The organism is Sphingobacterium faecale (genome assembly GCF_016746095.1).
Classification (GTDB): domain Bacteria; phylum Bacteroidota; class Bacteroidia; order Sphingobacteriales; family Sphingobacteriaceae; genus Sphingobacterium; species Sphingobacterium faecale.
In genome coordinates this window covers 543,574-558,394 of sequence record NZ_JAERTY010000003.1, presented here as the reverse complement: position 1 = coordinate 558,394, position 14,821 = coordinate 543,574, and the positions used below count along the sequence as shown (strand labels likewise).

Sequence of the window (14,821 nt, the reverse complement as noted above, 5' to 3'; positions counted from 1 at the left end):
GAAAGAAAAAAAATCATTAAGTTTGAAAAGTTAATACAATCCAGTTGTAAAATAGCTCGGGTTATTGGTCACTAAACCTGGTGTACTTTCGTCCGGAATCCGTGGTGTACTTTTGTCGGAATATTCATGTATTTAAGGTTGTTTCCTCAATTGCTTGCATCCTGCTAAATTTTCCAAAATTTTTTCACGTGTTGGGTCCTTACTAAGGAGCTAACATTTTCCATGGGAGTACTTGAACATCACTTCGCACTAATTCCTCATCGCCTCCATAAACTAAGTAAGGTCGAACTTCTTCAGGCGAAGCTAATTCGATGAAATGCTTCAAGTTTTTAAATAGTGCAGCACTTAATGTCTGGGTAGATTTCACCTCATAGACATCAAAAGCGTTGGCCGTTTTAAGTAATAAGTCTATTTCAATTCCGTTATGATCCTGCCAGAAATAGTAGTTGAGATGCTGGTATCTATTATCATTAAGTTTCTGGAAATTAGCAATAACAAAATTCTCGAAAATATTCCCTTTTAGTCTATTTATGGACAACTCTTCCGGTTTACGAATTTCCAATAAATAAGAAAGCAATCCAACATCATAAAAATACAACTTAGGTGTTTTCACTAAGCGTTTATTAAAGTTGTTATGATAAGGATAAAGCTGAAAAATGATATAACTACTTTCCAAAATAGATAACCATGCTTTTGCCGTAGGTTGAGAGATATTGCAGTCATTCGCCAACGCCGTTAAGTTCAGTAGTTGTCCTGCTCGTGCTGCACATAGCCCAAGAAACGTACGAAAACTATTCATATCCCTAATATTGATTAATTCGGTAACATCTTTTTCAATATACGTACGAATATAATTGGCATAAAAATCTACAGGATCAAGTCCCCTATGGTAAATAGCTGGATATCCTCCATTTATGCAGGCATCTAAATAATTGTTTGGTAATTTCCCTGCTGCGTCTAATTCTTCTGTATCTAATGGTAAGAGTCGAAATAGCGCCACCCTTCCAGCCAAAGATTGTGTAATATGCTTAAGCAAATGAAAGTTCTGCGAACCAGAAAGAATATATTGCCCCATTTCACCAGAGGCATCTACGGCAGTTTGTAAGTAAGAAAACAGTTCGGGCACTCGCTGAACCTCGTCCAATATAGTTTTACCAGCGTATTGAATAAGAAATCCATTCGGATCCTCGGTTGCAAAAGACCTGTTATCTGGATTTTCGAGAGATACGTAATTGTAATCTGGGAATAATGTTTTAAGAAGGGTGGTTTTACCCGATTGCCGTGGTCCAGTCACCGCTAAAATTGGAAACTGTTTAATTCGTTTCCTTATTTCTTCCGCCATTGTTCTTTTAATCCATTCAGCCATTATTCAACCTCCTTTATTTATAACAAATATACCTAAACTTTGGAATATCCGCACTTAAACTTTGGAATATCTGAACATAAACTTTGGAATATATGCTGTTTAATTTTGGAATATCTGGAAAAAAGAAGCTAATTAACTGGTAGTCAGTATTAAGTTTTTTCGTTTTTGTTAAGCTAAGTACAACAGTTGAAGGTCTTTTAAGAAACCTTTAAATAACAACAAATCCCTTACTCATACTAAAGATGTTTTTTTAAGTAGCTACCAAGCCCAATAACCAAGAAAATGCCAATCCCAATCACATAAATCCACCCACTAGAACGATCTTTTGGTATTGATTTTTTGCTTCCTGCGGATTGCTCTACGATAAGGTAATGGCTACTATCCTGCTGAATTTTTCCAGCCTGATGTTTCAGCTGCTTTTCCCCAACGGCCAAGCGGCCTGACGTGCCGAATAAGCCGACTTCAGGATGATAATAAAATGGGCTATCGCTCTGATAGTACCAATAACGCATGGTACTATCAGAGCGATGCCATTGTAGAGAGGCTTGGTTATGCGAGCTGGTTTCCACCTGTTGTTGCAAAAAGTTGCTTTCTTTGTTGCTGCGGCAAGCACTACTCCATAATGCGGTCAGGAGTATTAAAAAGAGGTGCTTTACTAAACATGCGTGTTTCATAATATAGATTTATTATTTCTGAGATTAAACTTGTAGACCTATTCGACTTTAGTTCGTTTTACTCCAAGATACTAGCGTAAATACATTACAACCAATCGGCCAAGGCGTAAATCGTTCGCACATGCCGACGTCTAGACTCTACGCGATTGTTGCTGTTGCCTTCGATCGAAATCAGGTAATTCCCTTGCATCACCTTCACTAGCCCAACATGGTTAATACGCTTTGCTGTTGTACCATATATTCCAAATACATCAGCTGCTTCAAACTTGTTTTTATGGCCCTGGACGAAAGCACCTCCTTTCCAATAGACCCTAGCCTTAGGAAATAGGGCAGGGCTCCAAGGATTACGGGGCTGGGCAAAGCCAGCCTGTGCGTATACCCAAGAGATGAAGCTGGCACACCAAGCATAACCAGATCCCAGGTGCGTGTAGCCAAGGTACTCCTCCACACGAGGGCCATCGTTATTGCCCGTAGCTTCCCGCACACCGAGTTCAGCAGAAGCAATTGCTATGATCCTATCCCTGTTATTAGATACCCTATCCATAGATCCCTCTATTCCGCTATGCTTCAATCGGGATGACGTTGAAAAAACTTGATTGGATGCCCCACAGCTAACTGCTGTGTTGTTTACTACTATTAAAAAACCATTGCGAATGCTTTCAATACTGCAAGTAACAGCAAGAAAAACACCGAGAAATAAAGAATACATTGTTGCCATGATGTCAATTGATTGAAGTGATAATAAAAATTTTGTCTAAATATTTTGAAAGGTTGCCAAAGCATTTCCTGCAGCCAAACGCTGATATAAATAGTGAGCCAGCCAAGCAGTATCCCAAAAACCGCAAGGGTAAATGTACCAAAGTCTAGCACAGCGATAGCTGGATCCGACAGTTGCAATACCGTAGATACCATTAGCCAGGCAATGAGCAGAAACAAAAGCCCTAAAATTAGCTTTTGTTTAACGGATAATTCCTTCTGCCAACCCAAGGTCAGCCCAGAAGGCATGTTTATTATTGTTTGCATGATATGTTATTTATAGGGTTTATAGAGTTGATAAGGTAGGCGGATCCGCGAATCCGCCTGAGCATTAACTCCGTTACTCTGTCACTTCTTGTCTACCGGACAATTAAGTAAATCGGTTCCGACCAGTCGCCAATTCCTTTGTTATTACGTGCGCGCACACGGAAGTAAACCTTTTCACCAGGCGTAAAACCACTAATATAGTTAGTTCTAGAGGTACTGGTACTTTTGGTTTCACCCCAGATAGGTGCTTTCTCCTCATCAAGTTCGGTTGCATAGCAATATTCATATTCCGAGATATTTTTCTGTGGTGTGAAAGCGAATTTTACTTCTCCCGACATACGACCGTCCTCCAAGCGCATCCCAACCATTACCGTCGGATGTCCTTTTGCTTTAGGAGGTGGAACCAACATAAAACCCGAGCTAGCCAGCACCTCACCATCACCATCTGCGACCACGTTGACGTAAAAAGCCAATTGCCGCATGGCGCTCAATATTTTATCTCGCGCATTGTCTCGCGCTTTGCGTTCCAGTTGACCACCTGTCACGGCCATTTCATGCTTGCTGCGGAAATCGTTCACCAACAATTCATAATCGGCCATATCAGGCTTTGGATCTGGAAACTTCACATTGTTTTTCATAGCGGCCAATGTCTTGCCCGCTAAACTTGACAGGGAATAATCATCCCACTCACTATAAGAAATATAAATGCGTTCTTTTCTCATTTTAATAAAATTTTAGTCTTCAGTAATCTGTTCCCTCTTGCAACCTGGCAAGAGTCATCTTTCGAGCACCTAACTCTTTGGTCCGGCACGAATGGGATGTGCTATACATGTTATCATAATTTTAATTTTGAAATTATACCCGAAGATGAGGTGGGTAAAAAGGAAAGTCGAAAAAACAGACAACTTCGACAAAAAAATACAAGAATGAGGTTGATTTTAAGACAAGTGCATACAAGTCCGTACAAGAAATAAATTATTAAATACACCAATTGCGACAATTCTGGACAACATCTATCAAACAAAAGGTTTAGCAGGAAATAAGTTGAGTCCAGACTTAGCTATGTATTCGATACCAATATTACAGTGTTGTCCATTATTAAATGGGTTTGCCTTATACCTACGTAAGAGAGCAGTCAACCTAGATATGTCTATGGCAAAAGCGTAGCACTAGGCCATACCATAGTATTCGTAGGCAGGCGAAGACTTAAAGAGTCTATTAAACGTCTATTCGTGTATGATCAGCGCATATTTTTATACTTAAGACGCGTATTCTCGTGCCACTAACGCATACCTTCCGACCAGGTGCGTGTAGTGTCGAGATAGCTACTTATGTACCTCTCCATTCCTATTATGCAATTATAATTCTATAGCTCAGTAGTGCAAGCCACACCGGTATTCGTACAGCACAAAGGTATAAAGTAATAGGTGGTTGGTATATGCCATTATAATGTACTATTAGTAGTTCCGATCAATCCAGTATAATTCTTGCGTATTCTATTATAATAGCAATGGAACAGAATACAGTTTATTTTTAAACGATTGAACATTTACATTGAACCTATATACTTTTTTAGTTAAAGTGTATACTTCAAAATCAAATGCTTACACCTTCCCCTTGGGTACGGGAGTAGCAGTACCGTAGCCGTTCCACCTCTTCAGGACACAGGCGGATACCCCCACCAGGCCTTTCAAAGAAAGTCAACTCCCCCTTTTCTTTAAAATCATACAGCTTCGATCGGCTCACCTTCAGAATAGAACAAACCATCTTAATGGTTAGCATTTCACTTTCCAAATAACGTTCTTCAGGATTCGAATCAGGTTCGGGAGTAGGCTTAGGAAGTTTGTCAGCAAGCGGTTCTTCTACGAAGAAAGCCATATAGTTTACTAATTTCTTGAAGTTTGCGTTGAACTCTCGGATTTGTTCAAGATACATTTCTAGTCCAGCGACTATCCGTAATAACACTTTTTTCATGGTGATATAACTTCATGCACAGTTCAAGTTGAGCGATTGCTCCCATGCGGTTTAATAAATAAATCATCGATCCGCTCGATATTTATGTAACAGAGCTAAATCATTTGTATTTTGCACATTTTAATTTATATAAGACAGGTTTGTATTTTATTTTACATGCTAGGTAAATTAACAGTGTGTTTGAAGTGGATCAGCTTGTCTCTTAGTCCATTAAAGTACTCCGCTAGTATTGCATTAGAGCTTGTCGCAAATAAGTCTGAACCTGCCAATGTGGTATTATATATCTGCTGATAGCTAATCAGCAAATTGGGATTGGACGTAACAAAAAAATCGAGCATAAATAGTTGATTTATCAGCCGACTGTTACCGTTCGAATCCTCTATAAGCGTAAAACCGTTAGGCCTTACCGTATTCAATCTCCTCAATTCCAAGCCGAGTTCCGTTTGTCTATTTGGATCTGTACTCAATTCTTCTACATGCGTAATTAGTGTATCCAACTGCTTCATAATTAAAGAAAAATTGTTTTTACTTTTTATCTTTCTATGGAGCATACATTCTTTGAGAATCTGCAAAGTATTATTAAGAATATCATTCGTCCATATTTCTTGGCAGTAGGCTTGGTCATAAATTGATTTTAAGGAAAGGAATCTTTGCTCTATATCCCTATCGGCCAGCATATCGACAAAATCTTCATAAGACCTGTCCTTACTTACCAAGTGGTGGTAATAACTATATAACATAAAGTAAAATAGCTCTTTATAGGGTAAGGTGTAAAATAGAGGTAAGTCTGTATAGATTGTTTTCATAGAGATCCTTTCTGCCTGACTATGGGTAGAGAGGTCAAGTATTACCGCATCAATGTGGTTGGCTATGCCCTCTAGGTTTTCATCCAGAACCGGCATTGATCTAATGCTGTGTTGACTGTGTGGACATTTTGACTCCTGAAGAGGTGAACATAATGTGTTTTTCCATTTGACACGTAAGTCTAATTCAGCTTCTATTTCAATATCATCTAAGGTTATCGAGTAATACTTGGACAAAGTAAGTAATTCCTTCATCGTCAGTTGCGTTGATCCATTTATTCGATTTTTCAAGGGGCGCATCTCGATTTTGAGGAGATTTCGAGAATCATTCACCCAATCCTCTTCTGGGGTATGTTTGGCCGCGATAAGTCTGAATAGTGCTAGCTGTATTGCTATGGTTTGTGTTGTGAATTCTTTCATATGTATATAATTATTTATCAGTGTCTATTTTCATTTGTATAAATGAGCTCGTTTCACTCGGTTTGTTTTTTAATGGCCATATGGAATATCCAAACTATATTATGCACGGATTGTTGTCGTTGGTGTGCATGCTGCTTCGCGGTCATTGGTGTTTGTGCAGTTCTGCTACATGGATATTTCATAATAACTCGTATTGGTTTATAAGTAATAATGAAGCTAATATATATGTGTCTAATTATCAAATGTCTAAATGGTAAAAAGTCAAGTAGATCTACTTTGGAAAGAAATATACCATGCTTTTCGTCCATTTCGGTGATTTGGAAAGAATGTTTCCTTTCCAATAGAGTATTTCGCACCTATTTTTGTAGGTCAGAACAGCTAGAATGATTGTCGGTTTCGCTATAGACTTCCTTAAGGCGTATCCACAGGCAGGCAAAACCTTGCAGTTACCGGCGGATATCAGCTATCCTATTGCCTATGCCAATGAAAAGATGTGTTGGCATGTAGACGATAGTTACTGTGCTGTCCAAGTATTCAAAGGCAAATACATGCTGTCCTACTGCATCGAGATCAAAGCCAAGCAAGCCCTAAGAATCCCTATTGTTATCCATCATCCCGATATCCATTGGCAATACATGTTACAAGGAAGAATCGGAGTAGAAGCCTATGACAATAGCAATCCTATACTTATAGAAAAACAACAGCAGCAACTCTATGTCGAAAAAGGCGTTTTCAAGGCTTGGGTACCCCCAGGGCGACATATTCTGGTAGGTTTTGTCATTGCTGCCGAATGGTTGGCAAAACACGAAGATGCGCTAAGCCTCAGCGCCGAAGACTTCCCTATTGCCCTTATTCCTGGTCTGGTCTACCAATCTTCTCCTACCGCTATGAGCGATGCGATGCTGACCGATATTTTCCGTTTGCTTCAAATCCCCTATAAAAAAGGCTTCAAACAAGAAACCATTATCTATGCCGCTATTGGCAACTTGCATGGCGCCCATCAAGATGAAATACCCATCGATCCCGAAGCCGGTGCAAAGGCTAAGTTGGAGGCAATACATAGGTATATCCACACGCTTATTGAAGAGGAACAGCCCGTACCCCTTATACAAGAAATAGCCGACAAATTCTATATAGAGATTAACCATTTGAACCGAATACACAAAAAACATTATGCATGTACTATTAGTGCGTTTGTCAACACCGCTAAACTCGAGAAATCTATCGAATACCTCTATGCTAATTACAGTATTTTAAACATCGCATTTATCTTAGATTATAACGATTCATCCGCTTTCAGAAAGGCTTTTATCAAGAAATATTCTATACCGCCTAGCCAGTACACGCAGAAATACCCGCGCTAGTTTTTTGTATGTATTTGGTAATGTAGAAATTAGACCTCATAAGAGTCGGTTTTGGACTTCTTGTAAAGCGGTAGCTGTACCTACCTTTGTTTCAGACAGTAACTCAAAAGTGTGGCTAATAAAAAAAACAAAACAAGAAGTAAAATATGAAAACGAAAAGAATAATCGTACAGCTCATTGCCCTCCTATTTTTATTGCTATTTGCCTATACGGCAATGGTAAAATGGGGGGACTTCAGCAATTTTGTGAAGGGACTAGAGCGGTATACCCCTTTCAAGCCATATGCTGGTCATATAGCCCAATTGGTCATTGGCTCCGAGGTCATTATTTCGTTATTACTTCTTTTTGCACGGACACGACTACTGGGGCTGTATGCCTCACTGCTCATCATGCTGGCGTTTACAGGGGCACTATATTATATCATCTATGGCCTCCAATCAAGTTATTGCAATTGTGGGGGCTTCATTGATATCCTATCGGCAAGCCAGCATCTTTGGTTCAACTGGACACTCATCGTACTAGCCGTTATCGGCATGTATTGGAGAAGAAACTTAAACTTTTTTTAATTAATCACTATAAATTTTAATGCTATGGAAAAGCAAAATTTTAACCAAAAAACAATTGAATTTATTAACAAATTAACAAACAAGATCATGAAAAAGAAAGATCAAAACATGGGACAAGTGGAAGCCAGATCCACAGACAAACTAGGTGGCTTAGGAACAGCCCTAGGGGTGCTCGCATTAGCACTATTGCTAAGCTCGTATACGCTTTATCACAAAGCGGAGGTGAGTTTAACGCAGACCTGTTATGAATATACAGGCAATGACAAACCAACCTCAAATGCAGCTGAAGCTACAAATCCAGGATCTTATGCTGCTCCAACAAATAGCATCACTTGTGAGTTAAATCCAGAAACTCTATGTGGCTTTTGTTTTGAAGGGGGAGACTTTGAATTGGATGAGGAAGGTCAACCATTATTTAAATACCCAGAAACAGGTTTACCTACACCATTAGGTGAAGTGGTTTTGGCTAATTGGAATCAACCAGGTATGCATAATCAGCCTATTACCGCATCAAATAACAACGTAGTCACTTTGCAGTTTAGAAATTTAAAATAAAACCTACTTCAAAGTAAACTTTTAAGGTTCATTACTTTAATAACATCCCTCTTTGATCCATATTTCAGAGAGGGATGTTTTTTTTAGTCTCTAACAACAATCATATTTATCCGTTTTGTTCCCTTAACAAGTTTTAGGTTGTATAATCCCAATACCTGTTGTAAATCTTGAAACGTACTATTTTTTTTCCATTGATCCCATTTTGGAATGATTGCAGTAAACTCTTTTGGAACACCTAGACCAAGGAAGACGTACGGAGACTCTCCAATTGTATAAAAGTAAGAACTTACCAGACTGTTATAATCCATAGTAGAGCCAAATTCATTAAAATTCAACGCTTTCAATTTTGTCTTGATTTCATCTTCCGAGAGCTTTATGGGATTAGTTAAACTCGTTAAATAGTAACAAGGTATTTCAACTTTTTCTACGGTGACCTTACATCCATATCGAATTCCAAAATAACGATCAAGATCTTCTTTCATATACCTTTGCGCTTCTTCCTTTGTTACGTTTTGTGGAAGTACTTGTTCGTAGCAGTATTGACTACGGGTTACATACTCATCCGTGTGTTTGTTTTTAGGAAGTAGATATAGATTATCATACAAAGTGGTGTCTTTCACCAAAAAGCGAAAGCGATCAAGATGATGACGGGTATTTGTTGGACCAAATATTTTAGATTCCCACTCCTTGTCTAAGCTTTCTTGAAGGGCATAATTATATAAGTTTGCAAACCCTCGATTGATATAGGTGTTTCGAATCGTGTTTGAAATCGAATCTTTTTGATCTACTAACTGACCACCTCCAGGGTAATAATCTAGGTTGACTGGACTTAGGATAGAATAGGAATCTGCATTTTTAGGATCAGCTGTATTGATGATATTCAATAAGCTTGGTTCATTATCAGTTAAACCATACTGTTTGTTAATTGTTAAGAAGGATATTTCTTTCCCATCAAGAACCTCTTGTATCTTTTTTGCATGAATGTTTTTGGTTACGGCTGTATTCAAACGGAGGATGCCTTGTGGATCTATCCATACATAGTTTCCTGCGTAGTAATGTGGAAAAAGTTGTGCGAAGGCTTCCTCTCCGATAATGGAAGGCATGCGCTTTAATTCGGGTGCTATACTTTTACGCGCTTTTAATCGTTTATCTACTTCCTCCTGTGTCTCCCGCATATTGACCAGTATAATGATGATTTGATCCCCAAACTCTTCTTGCAATTTTTCCATTTTTGGAAAACCAGCAATACAGGAACTGCAATAGGTACTCCAAAAGTCAAAAAAGACCAGCTTGCCTTTGAAGTCGGATATTCGAGCCGTAGGTGTTTTGTAATTTTGGATTTTAAATTCAAAGTCAGGCATCTTTTCGCCGATTTGTAGTGCTTGGTATTGTGCATTGGTTTTGTTCCATAAAAGGAACAAAACCAATACTATAAATATCATTTTCATTCTCTTGTTATTTTTAATAGTATTAATTTCTTGGATTCTGCGGCATACCTGTTCTGTTGATGACCTCATCGGAAATCAACATGACCCATCTTGGATCATTAGGAGGCAATAAATATTGTTGATTATTAACATTTCGAACCAAAGTAATATTACGTCCTTCTAAGTTAAAGCGGCGTAGATCTGTCCATCGCAAGCTTCGGTACACCAGTTCTTTCCTACGCTCAACTAAAATTTTTTCTAAAGCATCTTCAGCCGATGTGGCAGTGATGCTAGGATAGGGAACGGAATTGTCCCAACGATTTTTCATCAATGTATTCAAATCTGCTAAGGCCAAATCTTTTTTCCCATCACGCGCAAAACACTCTGCTCGGTTTAGGTACATTTCTGCAGTAGTTATGCTATGTACTACGCCTGCAATATTATGTTCTCCATCATAAGAACCTGTAAAACGAAAACTACCTACGTTCTCTCCTGTCATTTCAGTAAAAAACAGTTTTTTGCGAAGATCCTTTTCGTCATAGGATTGGTAAAGTAGCGTATCAATACGTCCTCTTGGATTTCCAAGAATACTAACAGTGTTCCCACAATAGGCATAATAAATAGTTTCCTTATTAAATCGTTTAAAAGGTAAAGGATCTGTTTTAACCGTATTGAAATCAATCAAGTCCGAATGTGCCTTTAAACATAAATCCGCATATTTGCCTGCATTGACATAGTCTCGCATGGAAAGGTAACAACGCGAAAGTAAGCCGTAGACACCTGTCTTATTAGGTTTAGTAGGCACAACAGATTCTTCAGGCAGAAGATCCAATGCAAGCAACAAATCCCCAATTATTTGATCATAGGTCTGTTGTACCGTAGCTCGTACGGAAGGTGTTTCGATAGCGGCGGTAGTACGGAGCGGAATACCTAAATCAGTCTTAGCTGTTTCGGAATAGGGTTTACAATACAACTGGGCCAATTGCCAAAATGCAAAGGCTCTATAGAACAGGGCTTCTCCTTTTATGGTATTGTATTGCTGGCGATTTTCACTTGTCTCTTTAAAATTATTTAATTGATCCAACACTACATTTGGGTAATAGATTATCCATGTGTAAAAATAATTCCATGTCTGATCGGATGGAACTTTTGAATCCCAATGGTAATAAAACTTACCATGTGCCTCACTTGCCGCTAGCCAAACAGATTCTTCCACATAATAATTGTCTGCGAAAGCTTCAGGCATACTGCTGTTCCAGAAATATAAATTACGATTATTCAATATGGCTTGTAAATCGTCTAAACTGTTCGGAACAGTTAGGTGTTTCGCGGGCTTCTCGTCTAAAAAGTCTTGACAAGAAAGGGCAATAAAGGCTAAGCTGATTAGGCATAGTCTAATCAAAAACATAATTTTCATGATGGTGAAATTTAAAATTGAATATTGAAACCCATGGTCCAGATCTTGGAGGAAGGGTAGGATTGGTATTGAGAGGGATACGTTAGATCGGGATCTAATCCTTTTTTATTGGCACGCCAGAGGATGATGTTGAGGTTGCTGGCATTTAAGAATAGCTGAACGGACTGAACGGGCAAATGAGGTATGCTCCCCTTATTGATCCTATATTGGAGACGGATATCCCGTAATCGGATATGATCCGCTCGATGTACATTGACTTCGGAGTTGGCATAGAAGGCATCACTCCTTGCCACAACTGGATAGGCCATAGCAGGTACGGTTGTTGTCAACTCATCTCCAGATTTTTGCCAACGCTTATTAAAGTCAGGGTGGGTAACACGGTTTACGTTATATAATAACGAATAGTCAATCGTGTTGGCTCTAAAATAATAATCCAATTGATAGGCTATATTGGCCGAAAGGCTGATGTTCTTATAGCTGATGCTGTTGTTAATAAAACCATAAACTAAGGGCATACTGGAACCGTGAAAGTTTTGATTTTGAATGGAATCATTAAAAATAGCTTGATAGTCTTTGGATAACTCTCCATTCAAATAGCCTTGTGGCTGTCCATTGGAAGGGTCTAAGCCGCCCCATTTATAACTTGCCAAGCCATAAGCAACCTGCCCTTCCGTCGGATTAACACCTAGACCGATAAAGTCACTCGCTCGATAGCCATTATCAAAAAACTTAGTTACAATGGTTTTTACATAAGAAAATCCGAAACCCGTATTCCATTGAATAGGCCCCTGTAGATTGCGACTATTTAGTTTAAGCTCCGTACCATTCGTCTTTAGGCTGGCCGAGTTTATTTGCTGCTTTGTTATGCCTATAGTTGGATCCATCGGCATACTGGCAATTAGATCAATGGACTGCTTGTGAAAGTAGTCTATAGTACCCGATAGACGATTGTTCAACAAGCTAAAATCAAGTCCCGTGTTGATGGTTTTGATTTGCTCCCAGCGCAGGGTAGGGTTTGGTGGGGTTGGGATAGTGGCATAGGGTAAGCCTGTAAATTCATCTGGTATTTTTTGCCGAGTAATAGTCATCAAGCCCGTAATAGGCACGGTATTGCCCATATACCCAAAGGAGCTTTTTACCTTTAAGGAGTTGATCCAAGACAGATCGAAAAAAGCCTCGTTGGATATATTCCAGCTAGCACCGATGGACCACATAGGCTTCCATTTGTTGTTGGTTGTGGCGCCATAGAAGTTGGTCCCATCACGTCTGGCGCTACCGTATAGGGTGTACAGATTTTTGTAGGTATAAGAAGCATTGGCTAGGAAGGATACAAACCGACTGGTGTTGCCCGAGGACAATTTGTTGTTCTCTGGTATTTTACCCGTGGTACCAGCTATGCGTTGAAATATAGGGTAAGCTATATTGTGGTTGATGTCTTTCTTGTAGGTTTCGTATTCATCGTCGTAGCCAAGAAAAGTGTTCGTTCGATCGCTGCTGACCGATTCCGATCGTTCGGCAACCAGCATGGCGGACAGGTTATGTACCTTCCAGCTTTTGGCATAATCCAGTTGTGCACGTAGGTTTTCACTCTTGGTTTCGGTATCGTAGAGGTTGAGGTAGGCGCCCATAGGAAACTCGCTCTTGGCAACGTCGCCAGTAATAACTGAAAACCGATTGATCAAATCACGAACATAATACGTTTCTTGAGTACGAAGTTCTTTTTGAAAGCCATTTTGCGTACGAAAATTGTATTGTATACTACCCCTTAACCCATCAAAAATGCGATAGCTTGCACCCACATTGAGGTTGATGGATTTGGTATGGGTATTATTGTCGGTCAAGCGCATTTCGTCCAATGGGCGGTACTGCCAGTCCAGTAGTTTGCCATTACCTGCGGTATCTAAATAGCTTCGTCGAATGAGGCGACTCGTAGCAAGAGGATTGCCGTCGGCATCGGCCAAAGCTTCATAGGGTATAGTCGAGAAAAGGGGTAAATTGCTTGCGGGACTCTTTGCACTGGTATAGAATAAACCAGTATTAATCTCCAGGTTTTTTATGGGCTTCATCCCATAGTTGGCTTTTACCGTATAATCCTGAGAAGCTTTGCTGTGCTGTAGATTCGACCTGTTTTGGTTGTAACCAAAAGAGAGGGAATAGTTGGCATTGTCCGTACCGCCATTCATGCCTATATAATGTTGTTGCTTGATGGCCCTTTGAAAAACATAGCGCTCCAAGTCACGACGGATATCATTCTTTTTATAGCCAGCAATTAAGGCCTCGGCAGTAGCTTCGTCGATGTCAGTATTTTTCAATTGGTTTAGTACCTCCACTACTGGGGAAACAATGGGACGTGTGGTGCTATTATTCAATTGGGCGGTATAATGGTTCTTGCCAAATAGAAAACGCTCCACCTCTATAAAGTCTGCAATCTCCATCCGATCGTAGGCGTACAAGTCTGGTTTTTCGGTGATGCCAAAATTGGAACTGGCCGAAAAGTTCAACTTCTCCTGGTACTTTCCTTTCTTGGTTGTGATCACGATAACCCCATTCCCGGCCCGTGCTCCCCAGATGGAAGCTGCAGCTGCATCTTTCAGAACAGTAATATCCAGTACATCATTGGGGTTAATGCTGTTCATGTCAAAGCGGTGATCCATGGGGAAGTTATCGACAACTATTAATGGAGCGTGAACACCGAGCCCGGCAATAGCGTATAGGGTGCTTAATCCACGAATAGTGGGCTCTTCCGTTGCTTGTCTCGGAAATAAAACTCCGGTCACATTCGCTTTTAACCTTTCAATAATCCCTTTCCCGGCCTGATCATGGAAGCTAGCACTATCCAGTTTGGAGGCCGCACCGACAAAACGCTCGGGGTTAATGGTTTGGTAACCTGTACTGATCTCCACTTGTTGAATTTCTTGGCGAGTAGGGCTGAGGGCTACATTCAAAACCAATTGTTGCTCCAATTTGACTTCTTTGTTGGCATAGCCTACAGAGCTAAATACAAGCACATCGCCTGTCGACACGCTAATTTGGTATTCCCCTTTGGCATTGGTCTTGGTACTTGTCTGTTTGTTTTTGACCTGAATACTTACGCCTGCTAGGTGTTCATTGGTCTCTGCGGAGCTGACTTTTCCGCGGAGGGTTTGTTGCTGTGCGTAAATTGATGGCGTAAAAAAAGACATCAAGGCACAGATCATAAAAACAGATTTTAATCTGGTATAATTTTTCATTA

The 14,821-nt window shown here is 39.8% G+C and carries 13 protein-coding genes; 3 read left to right on the top strand and 10 right to left on the bottom strand.

Annotated features, from left to right (window positions below; genetic code table 11):
• Positions 1–202 precede the first annotated feature (202 nt).
• The 7 genes from JKG61_RS08035 to JKG61_RS08005 form a co-directional block, all read right to left on the bottom strand.
• Positions 203–1,366 (bottom strand): ATP-binding protein, encoded by a 1,164-nt coding sequence (locus JKG61_RS08035; RefSeq protein WP_202102443.1) that lies wholly within the window; start codon positions 1,364–1,366, stop codon positions 203–205.
• Positions 1,367–1,602: 236 nt separating this feature from the next.
• Positions 1,603–2,040, bottom strand: coding sequence for a hypothetical protein (locus JKG61_RS08030; protein WP_202102442.1), 438 nt, complete (start codon positions 2,038–2,040; stop codon positions 1,603–1,605).
• A gap of 85 nt (positions 2,041–2,125) precedes the next feature.
• Entirely contained in the window at positions 2,126–2,611 is a 486-nt protein-coding gene (locus JKG61_RS08025; RefSeq protein ID WP_237249409.1) for a CHAP domain-containing protein, read from the bottom strand.
• A 65-nt stretch (positions 2,612–2,676) separates the two neighbouring features.
• Positions 2,677–3,063 carry a hypothetical protein gene (locus JKG61_RS08020; protein ID WP_202102441.1) on the bottom strand — a complete coding sequence of 129 codons (387 nt, stop codon included), beginning with the start codon at positions 3,061–3,063 and terminating at the stop codon, positions 2,677–2,679.
• 92 nt (positions 3,064–3,155) lie between these two features.
• The gene (locus JKG61_RS08015; RefSeq protein ID WP_202102440.1) at positions 3,156–3,785 is read right to left on the bottom strand and encodes a fibronectin type III domain-containing protein; all 630 of its coding nucleotides are present in this window, start codon (positions 3,783–3,785) and stop codon (positions 3,156–3,158) included.
• An 874-nt stretch (positions 3,786–4,659) separates the two neighbouring features.
• Entirely contained in the window at positions 4,660–5,037 is a 378-nt protein-coding gene (locus tag JKG61_RS08010; RefSeq protein ID WP_202102439.1) for a helix-turn-helix domain-containing protein, read from the bottom strand.
• A 152-nt stretch (positions 5,038–5,189) separates the two neighbouring features.
• A complete protein-coding gene (locus JKG61_RS08005) occupies positions 5,190–6,260 on the bottom strand; it encodes a hypothetical protein (RefSeq protein WP_202102438.1) in 1,071 nt (356 codons plus the stop codon).
• 383 nt (positions 6,261–6,643) lie between these two features.
• Between JKG61_RS08005 and JKG61_RS08000 the strand changes: the two genes are divergently transcribed.
• The 3 genes from JKG61_RS08000 to JKG61_RS07990 all read left to right on the top strand — a co-directional run bounded on the left by JKG61_RS08000 (position 6,644) and on the right by JKG61_RS07990 (position 8,745).
• Positions 6,644–7,624 carry a helix-turn-helix domain-containing protein gene (locus JKG61_RS08000; RefSeq protein WP_202102437.1) on the top strand — a complete coding sequence of 327 codons (981 nt, stop codon included), beginning with the start codon at positions 6,644–6,646 and terminating at the stop codon, positions 7,622–7,624.
• A gap of 146 nt (positions 7,625–7,770) precedes the next feature.
• A complete protein-coding gene (locus JKG61_RS07995; RefSeq protein ID WP_202102436.1) occupies positions 7,771–8,190 on the top strand; it encodes a MauE/DoxX family redox-associated membrane protein in 420 nt (139 codons plus the stop codon).
• 87 nt (positions 8,191–8,277) lie between these two features.
• On the top strand, positions 8,278–8,745 hold the full coding sequence (locus JKG61_RS07990) for a hypothetical protein (protein WP_202102435.1): 468 nt from the start codon (positions 8,278–8,280) through the stop codon (positions 8,743–8,745).
• An 83-nt stretch (positions 8,746–8,828) separates the two neighbouring features.
• Here JKG61_RS07990 and JKG61_RS07985 read toward each other — a convergent pair whose 3' ends face one another.
• The 3 genes from JKG61_RS07985 to JKG61_RS07975 are packed head-to-tail and all read right to left on the bottom strand — an operon-like array spanning position 8,829 to position 14,819.
• Entirely contained in the window at positions 8,829–10,193 is a 1,365-nt protein-coding gene (locus tag JKG61_RS07985) for a TlpA family protein disulfide reductase (protein WP_202102434.1), read from the bottom strand.
• Between the two features lie 22 nt (positions 10,194–10,215).
• Complete coding sequence (locus JKG61_RS07980) at positions 10,216–11,589, bottom strand: RagB/SusD family nutrient uptake outer membrane protein (protein ID WP_202102433.1); 1,374 nt, start codon at positions 11,587–11,589, stop codon at positions 10,216–10,218.
• An 11-nt stretch (positions 11,590–11,600) separates the two neighbouring features.
• Positions 11,601–14,819, bottom strand: a complete 3,219-nt coding sequence (locus tag JKG61_RS07975; RefSeq protein WP_202102432.1) for a SusC/RagA family TonB-linked outer membrane protein — start codon at positions 14,817–14,819, stop codon at positions 11,601–11,603.
• Positions 14,820–14,821: the final 2 nt, after the last annotated feature.

Coding starts and splice junctions, on each gene's coding strand:
- JKG61_RS08000 (WP_202102437.1), top strand. CDS start 6,644: ATGATTGTCGGTTTCGCTATAGACTTCCTTAAGGCGTATCCACAGGCA.
- JKG61_RS07990 (WP_202102435.1), top strand. CDS start 8,278: ATGAAAAAGAAAGATCAAAACATGGGACAAGTGGAAGCCAGATCCACA.
- JKG61_RS08005 (WP_202102438.1), bottom strand. CDS start 6,260: ATGAAAGAATTCACAACACAAACCATAGCAATACAGCTAGCACTATTC.
- JKG61_RS07985 (WP_202102434.1), bottom strand. CDS start 10,193: ATGAAAATGATATTTATAGTATTGGTTTTGTTCCTTTTATGGAACAAA.
- JKG61_RS08015 (WP_202102440.1), bottom strand. CDS start 3,785: ATGAGAAAAGAACGCATTTATATTTCTTATAGTGAGTGGGATGATTAT.
- JKG61_RS08030 (WP_202102442.1), bottom strand. CDS start 2,040: ATGAAACACGCATGTTTAGTAAAGCACCTCTTTTTAATACTCCTGACC.
- JKG61_RS07975 (WP_202102432.1), bottom strand. CDS start 14,819: ATGAAAAATTATACCAGATTAAAATCTGTTTTTATGATCTGTGCCTTG.
- JKG61_RS07995 (WP_202102436.1), top strand. CDS start 7,771: ATGAAAACGAAAAGAATAATCGTACAGCTCATTGCCCTCCTATTTTTA.
- JKG61_RS08010 (WP_202102439.1), bottom strand. CDS start 5,037: ATGAAAAAAGTGTTATTACGGATAGTCGCTGGACTAGAAATGTATCTT.
- JKG61_RS07980 (WP_202102433.1), bottom strand. CDS start 11,589: ATGAAAATTATGTTTTTGATTAGACTATGCCTAATCAGCTTAGCCTTT.
- JKG61_RS08035 (WP_202102443.1), bottom strand. CDS start 1,366: ATGGCTGAATGGATTAAAAGAACAATGGCGGAAGAAATAAGGAAACGA.
- JKG61_RS08020 (WP_202102441.1), bottom strand. CDS start 3,063: ATGCAAACAATAATAAACATGCCTTCTGGGCTGACCTTGGGTTGGCAG.